A 16,946-nucleotide genomic window follows, 5' to 3' on the forward strand; every position below is an offset into this window, starting at 1 on the left:
GTTATTGTCGTACACACAGATCATTATTTACACATCTTAATAGCCTTCTCAAACAGTGGCAGAGAGCGCTCAACCATATCTGTTGTAGTACAGTAAGCCAGTCTCATATGTCCCGGACACATAAAGCTGTCGCCAGGAACAAGGATCAGATCAAGCTCATGGGCAGTCATGTTACAGAACTCATTTGCATCTGCGATAGGAGTCTTAGGGAACATATAGAAGGTTCCGCCTGGCTCAACACACTCATATCCCATAGCTGTGAGCTCCTTGTACAGGATGTTCTTGTTCTTCTCGTAGATAGACAGATCAGAGGTCTCGTCAAGAACCCTTGCAACTCCGAGCTGTATCAGAGATGAAGGACAGTTGTGTCCTGTGAAACGTGATACCTGTCCGCACATATTGATGATGAGTTCAGCGTCCTTGCACTTAGGATTTACAGCCACATATCCGATACGCTCTCCAGGCAGTGACAGTGACTTGCTGAATGAGTAGCAGCAGATGGTGTTGTCGTAGAACTTAGAGATGAACGGCGAATCAGTTCCCTCAAATACGATCTCTCTGTAAGGCTCGTCTGATATAAGGTAAATGTCATGTCCGTACTCCTCCTGTTTCTCTGTGAGGATCTGGGCAAGATGTGTTATAGTCTCGGTTGAGTAGACGATTCCGGATGGGTTGTTTGGCGAGTTGATGAGGATTGCCTGGACATTTGGATTCATCATCTCGAGAAATGCGTCAAAGTTGATCTGGAATGAAGTTATGTCCGCGGGAACGACCTTGAGAACAGCACCGGTTCCGTCAACGTATGGTACATACTCAGGGAAGTAAGGGGCAAATGTGATAACCTCGTCGCCCGGCTCTGTGACACATCTGATGGCGTGGGCCAGGGCTCCGGCAGCACCTGATGTCATGAAAATGTCCTCAGGAACATACTCCATGCCGAAACGGCGGTTCAGTGATTCTGCGACAGCCTTTCTTACAGAGTAGATGGTAAGTGTAGGGCTGTAGCCGTGAAGTGCCAGTGAATCCTCATTCTGGATAAGGTCGATAAGTCCCTTGTTGAAGTCATCCGTGGTAGGCACAGATGGATTGCCTATAGTATAGTTGAACACATTCTCAGCACCGATCTCAGCGGCACGCTTTGAAGCATACTGTGCAAATTCCCTGATGATGGAAGTGTTGTTTAACATTGATGAATATTTCTTTGAAATCATGAAAGTCCTCCTGTTATGTAAAATGTTATGATAAATATACATATAAAATCAATGCAATATGACACGTGTAATGTGGACACATATTATACGTTGATGTAATCTATGTGTACATCTATACATCACAATAAATATACAGTTTTGGACACAAAAAAACAAGAGGTAACAGAACGGGGAAGATCTGCTGCCTCTTGCAAAAAAATGAGGGGAGAGAGGATTCAAATAAATGAAAAACTCTTTACGATTGTTAGTATATTCAGGATTTGTGAAAAAAATGTGTTTAAAGATTAATCTATTTATAAAGATTAATAACTAATCATAAACAAATAATTAAACGTTCACAAAGTGCGGGTATTTCTGTATAATACAGCGTGACGGATACGATATTGCGGTACTATAAACAATGCATTAGTACCATAAGAGAGGTTTGAGATATGATATTTGAGACACATGGTCATTATGACGATACTCAGTTTGATGAGGACAGAGAACAGTTAATTGCAGAATTCCTTGAGAAGGATATAGACAAGGTCATGAACGTCGGAGCGGATATGCAGTCGTCGAGGAATTCGGTGGAGCTTGCCGCAAAATATCCGCATTTTTATGCGGCAGTCGGCGTACATCCGAGTGAGGTAGGAGAGCTGACGGAGGCGGATATACAGGAACTTAAGAGCATGGTGCAGGATAATCCAAAGGTTAGAGCCATAGGTGAGATAGGCCTTGATTATCATTTTGATGATGATCCCCCGAGGGATGTGCAGAAGAAATGGTTCGTTAGACAGCTTGAGCTTGCACAGGAGCTTGCCATGCCGATCATCATACACAGCAGGGACGCCGCGTCAGACACCATGGAGATATTGAAAAGAATGGATGGCGGCAGAAATGGCGGTGTGATACACTGTTATTCATACAGCGTGGAACAGGCAAGAGAATATATTAAGATGGGATTTAACATAGGGGTTGGCGGAGTAGTCACCTTCAAGAACAGCCGGAAGCTTCAGGAGGTCGTGGAGGACATCCCTCTTGAGAAGATCGTGCTTGAGACGGATTCACCGTACATGGCGCCGGTTCCGCTTAGAGGGACAAGGAACTCTGCCCTCAACATACCTTATATAGCTGAGAAGATAACCGAGATCAAGGGCGTTCCGGTTCAGAAAGTGTATGACCAGACATACGCGAATGCCCTGAAAATGTACAAGATGTAATAAAAACGTAGATTACAGGCAATGGAAAGGACAAAGCATGGAGAAGTTAAGCAATCCACAGGTCACGATAGAGACGATAAAGAAATACGAATTTGCATTTCAGAAGAAGTTCGGTCAGAATTTCCTCATAGATGCCCATGTCATAAACAAGATAATCAGCGCGGCGGACATCACGAAGGACGACTGCGTTCTGGAGATAGGCCCGGGAATAGGAACCATGACCCAGTATCTTGCGGAGAGTGCCGGACAGGTTGTGGCGGTGGAGATAGATAAGAATCTTCTCCCTATTCTGGACGAGACCCTTGCGGAGTACGACAATGTGACCATCATCAACGATGACATACTGAAGGTGGATATCAACAAGATCGTGGAGGAGAGAAATGGCGGCAGGCCTATCAAGGTGGTTGCGAATCTTCCATACTATATAACCACACCGATCATCATGGGACTTTTCGAGAAGCATGTGCCGCTTCTCTCGGTGACGGTCATGGTGCAGAAGGAGGTTGCGGACCGCATGCAGGTGGGCCCGGGAACCAAGGATTACGGAGCACTGTCCCTGGCAGTTCAGTATTATGCCGAGCCGTATATAGTGGCAAATGTTCCGCCAAACTGCTTTATACCGAGACCGGGTGTGGGCTCAGCTGTCATCAGACTGAACAGATACCAGGAACCGCCGGTTAAGGTGAAGGACGAGCAGCTCATGTTCAGGCTGATAAGAGCATCATTTAACCAGAGAAGAAAGACTCTCCAGAATGGTATAGCCAACAGCGGAGAGCTGTCATTTGCCAAGGAGCAGATCGCAAAGGCTTTGGAATCCCTTGGAATATCAGCAAATATCCGTGGAGAAAGTTTGAGTCTGGCGGAATTTGCAGCTTTGAGCGACATTCTCACGGACAAATAATGTCATAGGTGGTGAGACAGAATCATAGATAATTGATAAAGCCCCCGGAAAAGGACGCAGAATTCCGGAAGGGAGAGGAGGATTATCTATGGTGTACTGGAACCGATTTATATCGTATATTTACAGGTATCACGACGGACACAAATGTGAAAATTCAGGATTTGCCAAGGTGGCAAAGGTGGGGAGAACGGGAAGACTCACGGTTGGACTGAGAAACGGAATGAACAGCAGAGAGGAAATCTATGGCGTGTTCATTTACAGGGAGACGCTGGCCGACGAAGGCGCAGTGGGCGGTGAACAGACAAATGAACCCGTGATGATCCCTCTGCCGGTGCTCGTCGGTAAGATGAGACTCAGAAATGGACACGGTGAGGAGTGCTTCTCATTCTGTTGGGATGATGTCATGGAGAGTGGACGGCCTGTGACTGCATTTGCCGGTATCGTCATAAGGCGTATACAGCCGGATGGAAATATGGGGCAGGAGTATTACGACAGCGATATATTCTGTTCGTCCTGGACGGACAGTGTGATAGATTATTCCAGAATGTGGGATGCGAAACGTGCGGGCCGCGATGCTGAGGAACTGAGCGAGGCGGTGAGAGAGGCCTCCATAACAGATACGGTCACGGCAGAGTTGGAGCTTGAGAGCTGTGCTGCACCGGCGGAGCCTGTATGTTCTGATGAGGTCGAGACCTCCGAGACCGGAACGGCGATAGACAAAATGTTTGAGAACTATGAACGTCTGCCACTTCTTCCGGGAAGCTCCCTGGATGACGGGCTGGACAGCGTCATAGAGAGCGTGAAGATATCCCCGAATGACATAGGTCTGCTGGACATGTGCAACTGGAAGCTCGGGGTGAACAGCTTCCTGACACACGGGTATTACAGCTACAAATACCTGATGTTTGGCAAAGTCATATTTTCCCCAGATGATGACCGCGTCAGTTACATACTTGGAGTTCCGGGGGTGTATTCCTCGAGGGAGAAATACCTTGCCGGGATATTTGGATTTGACAGATTCGTGCCGGAGAAGGAGACACATATCAAGACCGGCAGCTTCGGCTACTGGATAGTGGATATAAGATAGGAAGAAGAGGATAAAGAGAATGGAAGATACCAATATAGATGAGCTGACGCCGGAGGAGCGGCGTATCCATGAGAAGTATATGGATAAAGCCATAGCCCAGGCAAAGAGGGCTTATGCAAATGGCGATGTTCCGATAGGCTGTGTCATAGTCCACGATGACAGGATAATCGCAAGGGGCTTCAACAAGAGAAATCTGAAAAAGACCACACTTGCACATGCGGAGATACTGGCCATAGAACAGGCGTCAAAGAAGCTCGGCGACTGGCGGCTGGAGGAGTGCACAATGTATGTGACCCTTGAACCGTGCCAGATGTGTGCCGGGGCCATAGTGCAGGCCCGTATCCCAAATGTGGTGATAGGATGCATGAATCCCAAGGCCGGATGTGCGGGCTCCATAATAAACCTGCTGGACATGAAACAGTTCAATCATCAGGTTGAGGTTATACGTGGTGTGAGGCAGGATGAATGCAGTGAGATGATGAAGAGCTTTTTTCGCGACCTGAGACAGGGAAAAGCGAAGAATGCTTGACGGCGGGCGGCATGTCAGATATAATGTAGCCTGCGGTGCATCTTGTGCACAGCCAATTAAATATGTTTTAAAGTTTCCATGCAACCGGGGAGGTAGCGGCGCCCTGTACCTGCAATCCGCTATAGCAGGGGTGATGGTCTTCCGGAGGGGTGGCCGCTGTAGGGCTGCCCTCAGTAAGTGATGTTGATGTCTGGGTCTCGCGCAACAGGAATCTTCGAACCGTGTCAGGTCGGAGACGAAGCAGCACTAAGGGGAATCTCCTGTGTGCCGTGAGGGTGCCTGGGCTGAGTTAACTGCTGAGGTAACGTCTATGGTGACGCTTCGAAGGAAGATCGCATGGATTTTTTTATTTTTAACATTATTTATTAAAAATTTAAAAAAATATAGCAAAATCCCACAAAAGATGTTATCATCAAGTATGATACTTTTGCAGTGTTATTATGCGCTGCAGAATAGTGATTTCCAAGGGGCGAAACGGATATGAATTACGCTGAAGTAATTGATTTTGTAAAGGAACAGACAGCCGTTAACGGCAGGCCGCCTAATTATCCATTCAGGAGCAGATTTGAACATACTATGCGGGTGTATAGATGGGCGATAAAGCTTCAGTCGAAGTTAGGTGGAGATCTGGATATAATAGTTCTCGCGGCACTTCTTCATGATGTGGGCTGGGATGACGAGAGACCACATGGGGAGGTCGGAGCAGAGATAGCTGTCAATTATCTTGACAGTCTGGGAGTCAATCCACAGAAGATAGCCAAGATAGGCGAGATAATCATGATCCATGAGGAGAAGGATACTGATGCAGATTTGTCACTTGAGTGCAGGATAGTTATGGATGCAGACCTGCTGGATGAAGTTGGAGCGATCAGTGTTCTGTGGGATTCCATGGCTACGGCTATAGAGGACGAGGCAAGCTATAAGCGCGCATATTACAGAATCAAGAATTTTTATAAGATCAATAAACCAAAGATCAAGAGATGTAAGACGGAGGCTGGACGACTTGAGTACAGCAAACGCATGCAGCTCCTTGAGGATTTCATATTCCAGCTTGAGAAAGAACTGTTCTAGTATCGATTGATGAATTTGATTGTGGATAGGAGAGATAATTATGAAGACATTTGTTAAGATCCTTGTAGCCATTATTGTGGTAGCAGCTATCTGTGGCGGTGTGTATCTGGTTCTTCCTGAGACAGCTCAGATATTTGTAAAGGGTAACATTCAGTATCGTACTAACGATGAAGCAAAGGACAAGATAGACAGCCTTAAAAAGAATGAGATCGTCTATACAGATGTACAGAGCAACGGAACAGAGAAGAAGGTTCCTACAGGTGTTACATATGGAGACGCTCTTGATAAGAAGGCCAAGACAACAGTATGGTATTATGAGGACACAACAAACGGTGGATTCAGAATCACATATTATGGAACAAAGGTCAGCATGGATCTTGCAAAGTATGGTTCAGATGGAACATATATAGACAAGACACTGAAGGCAGTATTTGATTTTCCTGCAGGCGGAAAGAGTACAGTTACATTGTACATAGGAGATGAGCAGTGTGATGATGCGATGAAGGCTGCTGTACTTCAGGCTCTGGCTAACTAATAATAGTTAATATACAATAAAACTCCACACCGACTATGATTTAGACGGTGTGGAGTTTTATTTTGCCTTTTTATAATTGCTTTTGCAGATCTTATGCAGATCAGTCGTGGTCGTTTACGAGATCCTCTATCATGTTGATGATGATTCCCGTTGAGTCGGTCAGGTTGCTGGACTCCATAGCCTGGATATATTTCTCTTTGTTGTTGTACACTTCATTTATTCCGGCGAACAGAGACTTTGTGTTAAGCTCTTCCTCCTGGATCACATAGCTGTATCCGCTCTTCTCAAATGACTGGGCGTTGAGAATCTGATCACCTCTTGATGCAGCCTTTGACAGAGGAATGAGGATGTTCGGTTTTCTGAGTGCGAGAAGCTCACAGATGGCATTGGCTCCTGCACGTGAGATGATGATATCGCACAGTGCAAGCATGCTTGCAAGTTCCTTCTTTACATATTCGTACTGGACATAGCCCTTCTTATCCTTGAGGGATTCATCCAGATTGTCCTTGCCGCACAGGTGGATGACGTTGAAGGTCTCCAGAAGACGGTCGATATTGTCTCTTATTGCGTTGTTGATTATGACGCTTCCTGAACTTCCGCCCACGATAAGGAGAACAGGCTTGTTGTCAGTGAAACCGCAGTAGTTATATGCAAATGCGGAATCGCCGCGGAAAAGTTCCTCTCTGATAGGGGTTCCGGTTACGACTGCCTTGCCCTCAGGGAAGAGATCCTTTGTCTCAGGAAAGTTACAGCATACCTTTGTCGCCTTTGGAAGGGCGAGCTTATTTGCAAGGCCGGGAGTCATATCTGATTCGTGTATCACCACAGGGATACCTGCTGAGTGTGCGGCAAATACCACAGGGACTGTGACAAATCCTCCCTTTGAGAATACTACATCAGGCTTGAGCTCTTTCATGAGCTTCTTTGCTTCAGATATTCCTTTAAGTACCTTGAACGGATCTGAGAAGTTCTTCATTGAGAAGTATCTTCTGAGCTTTCCTGAAGCTATGCCGTGATAAGGGATGCCCATATCTTCTATAAGTTTTTTCTCCATGCCGTCATATGAACCGATGTACTGGATGTCATATCCGTGCTTCTTCAGCTCCGGCATAAGTGCCATGTTTGGTGTGACATGACCTGCTGTACCGCCGCCTGTCAATATAATTCTCTTCATAATGATTGTTAATCCTCCTGTTACTGTGCTGAAGCCAGATACTGCTTGAGTGCCTGAGCCAGTTGATCCGGGCATGAAGTCGGCTTGAAACCGCAGGTTGTGCCCTCGAGTCTGGCGATGACGTCCTCTGGCTTCATGCCTTCTACAAGTGCACCGATACCCTTAAGGTTGCCGTTGCATCCTCCGGTAAATTTTACATTGTGTAACCTGCCGTCATTTACGTCAAAATAAATCTCAACTGAGCAGGTTCCTTTAGTCTTATAAACCATAGCTATACCTCTTTTCTATTGTACTTAACCAATCATTTTTATATTCTTTTTTAATAGCGTTGAGCATGATGCTCCTAACGCGCATCATATTATAGCATATCACAAATGCGGTTAAAACCAAAATATTTGTCGAGCGAAAATAATTGTATACCCGGGAATGCGGCTCATATAATACTACCATCCGGGCTGGCCATCCGGATATGCGATATGTTTTTGACTGAAATGATCGAATATGTGAAAAGAGAGGGAAAAACTATGTTTGAAACTTTGCTGAATCAGAATGTGTGTATGTATGTGATGATAGTGTGTGGGTGCATTGGACTGATAGGACGGGCTGTCATGAGCAGCTATCTTGCGAGACTTGCAAAGGCTGCGGAGAGGATGGGGACAACAAGGAAAAAGGCGCTGTTGGAGATACGAAAGCGGTATGAGGATATAGCTTCGCTGGATGTGGACATACATGACACTGCGGCATTTGTGGACAAGTACATAGACAGGTTGAAAATAGGATTTGTACCTGTGAACGTGTGGAACGGATTTGTAAAAAATATGGGACTCGTCGTTGCGGGGACAGGCATATTTGCGGCGGTATATCAATATTATGTAGTAGGCGATGGACCGGAGGCACTGAAAATGTGCGTGTGCGGTCTGGCAACATATATGCTTCTCATGGCGGCACACAATCAGTGGAACTGTGCATGGCACATGCGGGCTCTCAGGGACAGCGTGAAAAATTATCTCAGCAACAGCCTGTCGAACAGACTCCGAAAGGAGGAAAAGAAGGCGGAGGCTCCGGAACTTCAGGTTGCGTGCAGCTCAGCTGATGAGGGGATAGAGAAAAAGAAGGTTAAGAAAAAACAATCCCGGAATGGGGCGGCGGATTATGATGTTCTTCTGGATGGGATCATGAAGAAGATGCTGGCGGATGGATAACCGGCGAGTGGACATGTGCAGGTGGGATGCAGATGAAATGCGGGTGAAAACAGCCTGTATGAGCCAATAAATTCAGGATGGTAGATAGTGAGAAAGCTGTACTTGATAGCAGGACTGTATGCTGCCTGCGTGATTGGAGCCGTGCTCAGCGGATGCTCCATATATGACAAGGAGGATCTGTCCAAGATGGTGGCGACTCCGGGGGACGCAGAGTGTCAGGCGGACGGTGCGAAGAATGGGGAAGGTGATGCGGAAGGAAAAGAAAAATCGGGAGACAAGACGGAAGATGCGGAGAGTAACACGGACACAGACGGGGAGAGTCAGGGTGAGGATATGACCAGACTAAGGGATTACAGCCAGATATCGACAAAGAAATATTCATGGTACATAGTGCGGGACAAAAATCATGGAATGAGTGGCTGTGACAACAGCTTTCCGCTGGAGCAGTACGATGCGTTCTACGTGGACAGAGTGTGTGCTGAGAAGAATGAAAAGGTGATGTATCTGACATTTGACTGTGGGTACGAGAACGGATATACAGAGCAGATGCTGGATGTGCTCAAAAAGCACAATGCAAAGGGCTGCTTCTTCGTGACGATGACTTATATAAGGGACAATCCGGATATAGTGAAGAGGATGAAGGAGGATGGTCATCAGGTGGGAAACCACACGGTTCATCATCCGTGTATGCCGGAGAAGACTGTGGAGGAGCAGAAAAATGAACTCAGAGAGTGTTCGGATTTTATGAAGAGTGAAACGGGTTATGATATGGATATGTATTTCAGGCCGCCTTGCGGTGAGTACAGTGAACAGGTTCTGCAGCTGGCCAAGGATATGGGGTACAAGACCATATTCTGGAGTATGGCTTACCTTGATTATGATGTGAACAATCAGCCAGGAGCGGATTATGTCATTGATCATTTTGCGAAATATCATCATCCGGGAGCCATTCCGCTCATACACAATGTGTCGTCGTCAAATGCGCAGGCACTTGATACGGTTCTCACAAACCTGGAGAAGGAGGGATATGAGTTCAGGTCTTTGAATGAGATGAAAATTGAATAGTAGTATCAGAAACAGAAGCTCTCTGCGCGGATCATGCCGATCCGAACGGAGAGCTTTTGCGTATTGGCAGTGCGATCTGTGTGATATAAGCATCTTTATTTGCTCCGTGGGTTGGAGGACCCTCCATAAACGAATTGCGAAAATAACCACAGGTAGCAAGATTGTTTTCTTTTGCATAGTCCAATAGTTTCTTCTGGACAGTGTCAAAATTTTCGTATGGACCACGATGGTATATACAGATGGCTGCAGTCTGTGGAAGTTTTTTTATGTGTTCGTCATTGGTGTCAGGATCTGCTGCGACAGGTATGACATATCTTCCGGCTGATGCTGACTCGATAAAAACCTCTGTACACATTTTGCCTGTGGTGTCCAGTTGATATTTTTTTGTTGCCTCGATAAAGGTCTTGCGCAGATCTTCAGTTTTTCTGGCCAGATCAGAGTCTTTGAACTCCTGACAAAATGCAGTGAATGAGGGAAGAGTGGTAAAATGGATCTCCGGTTCTGATGTCTGGGACTGACGCAGCTGAAGCTGGGCTATGCACAGATCCAGCTGGGAACGGAGCGCAGTCATACGTTCAATGACATCCTCAAGCTTTTCGGTATTATTGAAGTACTTGTTAATCTCGGATAACGATAATCCTAGTCCCTGAAGAACTTTTATAATTCGTATATGTACGATGTTATCGGCAGAGTAGTAGCGGAAACCGCTGCTCTCATTTTTGTATGCGGGTGTCAGAAGCCCCAGGTCTTCGTAGTTTAACAGCATTCTTCTTGTCACTCCAAGCATTTTAGTGACTTCTCCAATTTGATATAGATTTTTATTTGCGTGATTCATATGATTCCCCTTCCCTTAAAAATAGACAAAAAAAATTGTGAATATTGCATAAATACCGCAAAAATATTGTTGACTTGAACATTGATGTACGAATTATAATTATCATAAATTGTTAAAGTGAAAGAGTCAAGAATTAACAGGAGGTAATGGTTGCAGAGAGAAAACATTAACGGACACACGAAAAAGAGGTTTTATTGAGAAAGAGAGGGAAGTGTATGAAAGAAAGAATTCTATGCAGAAAAGTTATGGCATGGCTCATGACAGCTTTCATGGTCATAACGTGTTTGATTTCGATAGGCGGTAAGAATACTGCCTACGCAGCGGCTATGGAGAATATCAAGGTAACAGACGTGGATATAAGCACAGATGGACATATGAGAGGTCTCAAGTGGGGGTGGACGACCAGCGGTTATGCCAGCGCGAGCTGCAAGCTTGGCATTCAGTCTGAGAAGTTCTTGTCTGGCGACCTCACAAACTTTGGTGATTATCTGAACAGCCATAGGTACAGTGGATGGGCAAGTGCCGAGTCACCTGAAGGCTGCGGATTTAAAGGCTGGATAACAGAGAACTCGTTCTCAAGGAGTTCAGGTACATATGACAGAACGGATACCATTTCCGGAGAGGGAATAGATATGGGTACCACGGGTGTGTATTATCTGTATACGTGGACATATTACAATGGTTATGTATTCCCTGATATTTACATAGGAAGTATTGATCTGGATGCTGGCAAGATAGTGGATGCCAGCGGCAATGAAATAACATTTCAGATCGGTGGCTTTTCAGGCGGAGGCAATACAGATCCTTCGGAGGAAGAAGTTGTATTCATGAACAATGGATATCCATATGGCAAGAATATGACGAATAGTTCAATTACTTTCGTTATGGACGTGACAGGGGAAGCTGCAACATATCAGTGGCAGAGCGCAACCAGTAAGCGTGGACCATTTACAGATATTGAAGGTGCAAATGGGAGTACATATACGTTCACCCCGACTCATGGATACTGGTACAGATGCGTGGTGGATGGCACAGCCAGCAGAGCGGTAAAGGCAGTTTTTCCTTCCAGCGACGAGAGCAATACGTGGACAAAAGCGAATGAATGTTGGTATATAAGCAATGGAGTTATGGCTTACATGGCCAATGACAAAGGGGTTGATATTGTTGGCTTGTATACCAAGGACGGAAAGAACTATATGCTTGGAACAAGCTACGACAAAGTATGGAGATTGTACAGCAGAAGCGATTCAGAGCCTTCAGCTGAAACGGCTACATCACAAGTATCTGTGGCTTCGCTTGCAGCTCTAAGATTGTCGTTTGATCCTATGAATACTCACGATCTGATTTTTGATGCTGAACTTGGTGAGGGACAGCATTCATTTGCAATAGGAGCGGATGCGAATATTGGAAATGAAATTACAAGCTCTGACAGTGCAGATGAAGCGGTGCTTGCTGCTACTGTCAAGAATGGCGAATTACAGCAGATAGCGATGATGGGAGTTGCTAAAGCGGCGGATGCGGCAGATGATACTCCATCATTTGTTCTTGCACCTATAACACAGGCAAGTAATTACTGGATCGGGGGCTATGATTCCAGAAGAATATTTGAGTACAATACAGGTTCATCAAGCTACATAAAGGAAACTGCTGAAATAAATGGTCAGAATGCTGCATCCCTGGTTGAAGGAATAGATTCGGGATTGACAATGTCATGGACAAATGTTGAAGATGGCGGACATATAGGTTTCAAATTCAGCGTTGGAGCGGTGGCTGATGTAGGAGCAGTTACAGGACAGGTTGATTATATAACAGAAAATCTGACAGATCTTGATGGCGATACTTCATATATCATCACTGTTGATGGCGAGTCATATGAAATTGTGAGTGATATGTATGGTGATATAGCCCTTGAGGGAACAGATGATAACGACGTATCATATAGTTTGTTTGGTAAAAATATAAGTATCAGCAAGAAGGACAGTCAGGATACACCTGCTGATATAACTGTTGCAGCAAGACCGGAGGCGCCATCTGCACCGAAGACTCTTGCAGACATACAGAATCCAACACCAGCTGATATGGAAAGTGCTGCAGACGGCGAAGGCATTGAGATAGTAAGCGTGACTGGTGATTCTGTGACAGTAAGCCCGCTTGGCGGACAGCAGTATCAGTATTCGATGGATGGAGCGGCCTGGACAGTTCTCGATGATCTGAATGTGTCAGATAATTATGTTATCTCAGGACTTGAAGAGAATCAGAGGGTATATGTTCGCACAAGATACGTGGCTAATACGACAAAACCAGCTTCATTGTGGTCAGATGCCAAGGCAGTCTCACGTGACCTGATCGCCGGAGTAACTGCGGAAGATACAACCTGCACTTATGATGGATTGATACATAGCCCATCTGTTACAATTGCAGATGGCCTGGATGGAGCTTCTATCAGTTATTCATTGGCAGCAGATGAGCCGTACACACAGACGGTTCCAGAACTTAAAAATGCCGGAACATATAAGGTGTATTACCTTGTTACAGCAGATGAGTGTTCACCGGTATTTGGCGATGTGACTGTGACTATCGAAAAGAAAACGATCACAGCGGATAAGGTAATTGTTGATGAAAATGCATATATACAGGGAATCCAGTTCTCAGGATTGCTGGATGGAGATGAACTTGTATATGACGAGGATTATACTGTAGTACTGTGGGACGTTACACCTGGAATAGAGACGGTTGTAACTACATACAGATTTGGGCTTGCAACTACGGGTAATGCAGCCAATTACATGCTTCAGAACAAGTCATGGGATATGGTTCATTATCATGACTGGACGTATGAGATAAAAGAAGGAAGCAGTAACAAGATAATTGCATACTGCAATGAAACTGAGAATCCGGCACACTGCGCATATCAGGGCAGAAACGAGGCGGTCAGCTGTACTGTGACAGCAGAAAGCAGAGCGTATGACGGCACAGAATATGCAGGTGCAGTTGTTAATAACTGGATAACAGAGAAGACCGGAGAGGCAGCTGTTACATATTATGAGGGAACAGGCGATACCGATTATCCGGAAAATGAGAATGCGCCGGTAAATGCAGGTACTTATAAGTTTGTTGTGAAGATAGCTGATGTTACGGCTTATGCAGAATTTGAAATACAGAGACTTGATCAGAATGTTGAATTTGATGTAATCGATTACACATTTGGCGACAGTGTAGAGGCTCCAGAGGTTACAGGAGCACAAGAGGATCCTGTTATAGAGTATTACTACACAACAGAGAACAGCAACACGGATGGAACATTGTGGGAGAACTCCAGATCGGCAGATCCGGGCACATATTATATGTATGCCAAGGTTTGTGCTACAACCAATTACAATGAGTATGTGACACAACCGGTTCAGTTCACAGTTGCAAAGAGAGAGATAATTCCAGCAGCAACAACTCTCAAAGTAGGCAAGGTGGCAGCAAAGACATATGGAGATGCAAAGTTTGCCCTCAATGTGAAGTGCAGTAGAAATGACAAGAAAACATTTACAAGCAGCAATACAAAGGTTGTCAAGGTGGATGGCACAGGCAAGGTAACTATAGTTGGTGCAGGCAAGGCGGTTGTGACAGTATCCGTTGCGGCAAATCAGAACTATAAGGCAGCTGCTGCAAAGGTTGCGATCACGGTAAACAAAAAAGCCATCAGAGTAACTGCAAATGACGCATCTAAGTATGAAGGCAAGGCGGATCCGAAGTTTACATTTACAGCGGAGGGACTTGTTGGCAAGGATAAGCTTACAGGAATTGTTCTCAAGAGAGCTGCTGGTGAGAAGTCCGGAACATACACGATCACAGCAAGCCAGAAGAAGGGTGCAAATCCAAACTACAATATAACATTTGCCATTGGCCGTCTTGTTATAAAGAAATCTCCAAATGTTGAACCTAGTGGAACAGAACTCTATAAGAAGACACTTCCGTTCTTCCTTATGAAAGGAAAGGGAACAGGAACAAGAATAGATCTGACATGGGATAAGGTCAAAGGTGCAACAGGATATGATGTATACTGGTCATATTGTAATGGAAAGAACAACTTCAATAAGCTTGCTAATGTACCGAAGTCCCAGAAATATGCCGATAAGAACCTCAATAATAAGAGAGAATACAAGTATTTTACAGTCGCATACAAGATGTCGGGTGGCAAGAAGGTATATCTCGGCAGGACAAATACAGTCCATGTTGCAATGCCTCAAGCATCAAAGACAAATGTCCTGAAAGTTACTGTGAACAAGACCAAGGTTAACCTTGCAAAAGGTAAAACATTTAAGATCACCAAGAAGGTTAAGCTTGAGAATCCAAAGAAGAAGGCGTTAAACCATCTTACGAAGAAGGAAAGGTTCATAACATCCAATGCAAAGGTGGCAACCGTTTCATCTGCAGGAGTTATAAAGGCAGTGCGTAAGGGCACATGTACGGTTTATGTAATGTCTGAAAATGGTGTTTGTGCAAAGATCAAAGTGACGGTTAAGTAGTGCTTTAGACATGGTTATAATTGAAAACTCCTCCAAACCGGTTGTGGCTTTGGGGGAGTTTTTTGAGATTAATAGTTGATTATGGTATACCTATTTGCTAAAATTGATTCAATGTGAAAAATTTAATACAAGTAAGGAGAGAAAACAAATGGCACAGACAGTAAGTTTCGATTTTAAGAATGCAAAAGCCATGGCTACAGACGCTGATATCGCAGCAATCAAGGATCAGGTAGTAGCTGCAAAGGCAACACTTGTAAACAAGACCGGTGAGGGAAATGATTTCCTTGGATGGATCGACCTTCCAGTAGACTATGACAAGGAAGAGTTTGCGAGAATCAAGAAGGCAGCAGCTAAGATCCAGGCAGATTCAGACGTGCTTGTAGTAATCGGTATCGGTGGTTCTTACCTGGGTGCAAGAGCAGCCATCGAAGCTTTAAGACACAGCTTTTATAATTCAGTTGACAAGTCAATCCGTAAGACTCCTGAGATCTACTATGCAGGATCAAATATCAGCAGCACATACATGGCTCATCTGCTTCAGGTGATCGGTGACAGAGATTTCTCTATCAACATCATCTCCAAGTCGGGTACAACAACAGAGCCTGGTATCGCTTCAAGAATCTTCAAGAAGAAGCTTGTTGAGAAGTATGGCAAGGAGGGCGCAGCAAAGAGAATCTACGCCACAACGGACAAGGCAAAGGGCGCTCTCAAGACACTTGCAACAGAGGAAGGCTATGAGACATTTGTAGTTCCTGATGATGTAGGAGGACGTTTCTCAGTTCTCACAGCAGTTGGTCTTCTGCCAATAGCAGTAAGCGGTGCTGATATAGATAAGCTTATGGAAGGCGCAGCTTCAGCAAGAAAGGATTGTCTTGCACAGGACTTCGACGATTCAGATGCTATGAAGTACGCAGCAGTAAGAAATGTACTGTACAACAAGGGTAAGTCAATCGAGATCCTTGCTAACTTTGAGCCGGCACTCCACTATGTATCAGAGTGGTGGAAGCAGCTCTACGGCGAGAGCGAGGGTAAGGATGGCAAGGGACTTTTCCCAACAGCTACGGACTTTACAACAGACCTTCATTCACTTGGACAGTTCATCCAGCAGGGTTCACAGAACCATTTCGAGACAGTTATCAATGTTGTTAATCCAACATGTGAGATCGTTATGGAGGCTGAGGACTCAGATCTTGATGGACTTAACTATCTTGCAGGCAAGACAGTTGATTTCGCCAACAAGAGTGCCATGAACGGAACTATCCTTGCACACGCAGATGGTGGAATTCCTATCATCCAGATCAACATCGACAAGATTGATGAGTTCACTCTCGGTGAGCTATTCTACACATTTGAGTTTGCATGTGGTGTGAGTGGATACACACTTGGTGTAAATCCATTCAATCAGCCAGGTGTTGAGAGCTACAAGAAGAACATGTTCGCTCTTCTCGGCAAGCCGGGCAACGAGGAGCTTGGCAAGGAGCTTCTTGCAAGAATCAACGGTTAATAGATCTTTACAGATTAATATATAAGAGATGCAGGTGTGTTTTGCCACACCTGCATTTTTTTGCAATTCTATATTTCTTGTAATCAGAATCGCACAATGTTATACTTATGAAG

At 45.0% G+C, this 16,946-nt stretch carries 14 protein-coding genes and 1 other RNA gene; 11 read left to right on the forward strand and 4 right to left on the reverse strand.

The window, feature by feature from the left end; all coding sequences use genetic code 11:
- Positions 1-23: 23 nt before the first annotated feature.
- Entirely contained in the window at positions 24-1,211 is a 1,188-nt protein-coding gene (locus tag DW159_RS08395; protein WP_117550013.1) for a pyridoxal phosphate-dependent aminotransferase, read from the reverse strand.
- 431 nt (positions 1,212-1,642) lie between these two features.
- Here DW159_RS08395 and DW159_RS08400 point away from each other — a divergent pair, with 431 nt between their 5' ends.
- From DW159_RS08400 to DW159_RS08430, 7 genes are all read left to right on the forward strand, one after another.
- Positions 1,643-2,413: a TatD family hydrolase gene (locus DW159_RS08400; protein WP_117550016.1), complete on the forward strand. Its 771-nt coding sequence runs from the start codon at positions 1,643-1,645 to the stop codon at positions 2,411-2,413.
- 37 nt (positions 2,414-2,450) lie between these two features.
- Positions 2,451-3,314: a 16S rRNA (adenine(1518)-N(6)/adenine(1519)-N(6))-dimethyltransferase RsmA gene (gene rsmA, locus DW159_RS08405; protein WP_055145795.1), complete on the forward strand. Its 864-nt coding sequence runs from the start codon at positions 2,451-2,453 to the stop codon at positions 3,312-3,314.
- An 88-nt stretch (positions 3,315-3,402) separates the two neighbouring features.
- Complete coding sequence (locus tag DW159_RS08410; protein WP_117550018.1) at positions 3,403-4,401, forward strand: DUF6128 domain-containing protein; 999 nt, start codon at positions 3,403-3,405, stop codon at positions 4,399-4,401.
- Positions 4,402-4,420: 19 nt separating this feature from the next.
- Positions 4,421-4,930, forward strand: a complete 510-nt coding sequence (tadA, locus tag DW159_RS08415) for a tRNA adenosine(34) deaminase TadA (RefSeq protein WP_015534501.1) — start codon at positions 4,421-4,423, stop codon at positions 4,928-4,930.
- 76 nt (positions 4,931-5,006) lie between these two features.
- Positions 5,007-5,270, forward strand: an RNA gene (ffs, locus tag DW159_RS08420) — signal recognition particle sRNA large type.
- A 140-nt stretch (positions 5,271-5,410) separates the two neighbouring features.
- Positions 5,411-6,001, forward strand: a complete 591-nt coding sequence (locus DW159_RS08425) for an HD domain-containing protein (RefSeq protein ID WP_117550020.1) — start codon at positions 5,411-5,413, stop codon at positions 5,999-6,001.
- A gap of 40 nt (positions 6,002-6,041) precedes the next feature.
- On the forward strand, positions 6,042-6,536 hold the full coding sequence (locus DW159_RS08430; protein WP_015534504.1) for a hypothetical protein: 495 nt from the start codon (positions 6,042-6,044) through the stop codon (positions 6,534-6,536).
- A 100-nt stretch (positions 6,537-6,636) separates the two neighbouring features.
- Here DW159_RS08430 and DW159_RS08435 read toward each other — a convergent pair whose 3' ends face one another.
- Both DW159_RS08435 and DW159_RS08440 read right to left on the reverse strand, forming a co-directional pair.
- Positions 6,637-7,710 carry an undecaprenyldiphospho-muramoylpentapeptide beta-N-acetylglucosaminyltransferase gene (locus DW159_RS08435; protein ID WP_117550022.1) on the reverse strand — a complete coding sequence of 358 codons (1,074 nt, stop codon included), beginning with the start codon at positions 7,708-7,710 and terminating at the stop codon, positions 6,637-6,639.
- Positions 7,711-7,730: 20 nt separating this feature from the next.
- The gene (locus DW159_RS08440; RefSeq protein WP_117550024.1) at positions 7,731-7,979 is read right to left on the reverse strand and encodes a TIGR03905 family TSCPD domain-containing protein; all 249 of its coding nucleotides are present in this window, start codon (positions 7,977-7,979) and stop codon (positions 7,731-7,733) included.
- 255 nt (positions 7,980-8,234) lie between these two features.
- Here DW159_RS08440 and DW159_RS08445 point away from each other — a divergent pair, with 255 nt between their 5' ends.
- Both DW159_RS08445 and DW159_RS08450 read left to right on the forward strand, forming a co-directional pair.
- A complete protein-coding gene (locus DW159_RS08445) occupies positions 8,235-8,912 on the forward strand; it encodes a hypothetical protein (RefSeq protein ID WP_117550026.1) in 678 nt (225 codons plus the stop codon).
- Between the two features lie 87 nt (positions 8,913-8,999).
- Positions 9,000-9,977, forward strand: coding sequence for a polysaccharide deacetylase family protein (locus DW159_RS08450; RefSeq protein ID WP_242992648.1), 978 nt, complete (start codon positions 9,000-9,002; stop codon positions 9,975-9,977).
- A 31-nt stretch (positions 9,978-10,008) separates the two neighbouring features.
- Here DW159_RS08450 and DW159_RS08455 read toward each other — a convergent pair whose 3' ends face one another.
- Positions 10,009-10,812 carry a MerR family transcriptional regulator gene (locus tag DW159_RS08455; RefSeq protein ID WP_117550028.1) on the reverse strand — a complete coding sequence of 268 codons (804 nt, stop codon included), beginning with the start codon at positions 10,810-10,812 and terminating at the stop codon, positions 10,009-10,011.
- 215 nt (positions 10,813-11,027) lie between these two features.
- On the opposite strand from DW159_RS08455, the gene DW159_RS08460 reads away from it, so the two are divergent.
- Both DW159_RS08460 and DW159_RS08465 read left to right on the forward strand, forming a co-directional pair.
- Complete coding sequence (locus tag DW159_RS08460) at positions 11,028-15,329, forward strand: MBG domain-containing protein (protein ID WP_117550030.1); 4,302 nt, start codon at positions 11,028-11,030, stop codon at positions 15,327-15,329.
- Between the two features lie 148 nt (positions 15,330-15,477).
- Positions 15,478-16,833: a glucose-6-phosphate isomerase gene (locus DW159_RS08465; RefSeq protein WP_004852292.1), complete on the forward strand. Its 1,356-nt coding sequence runs from the start codon at positions 15,478-15,480 to the stop codon at positions 16,831-16,833.
- The last annotated feature ends 113 nt before the right edge of the window (positions 16,834-16,946 follow it).

The organism is Coprococcus sp. AM14-16, from assembly GCF_003434675.1.
Classification (GTDB): Bacteria; Bacillota; Clostridia; order Lachnospirales; family Lachnospiraceae; genus Coprococcus; species Coprococcus aceti.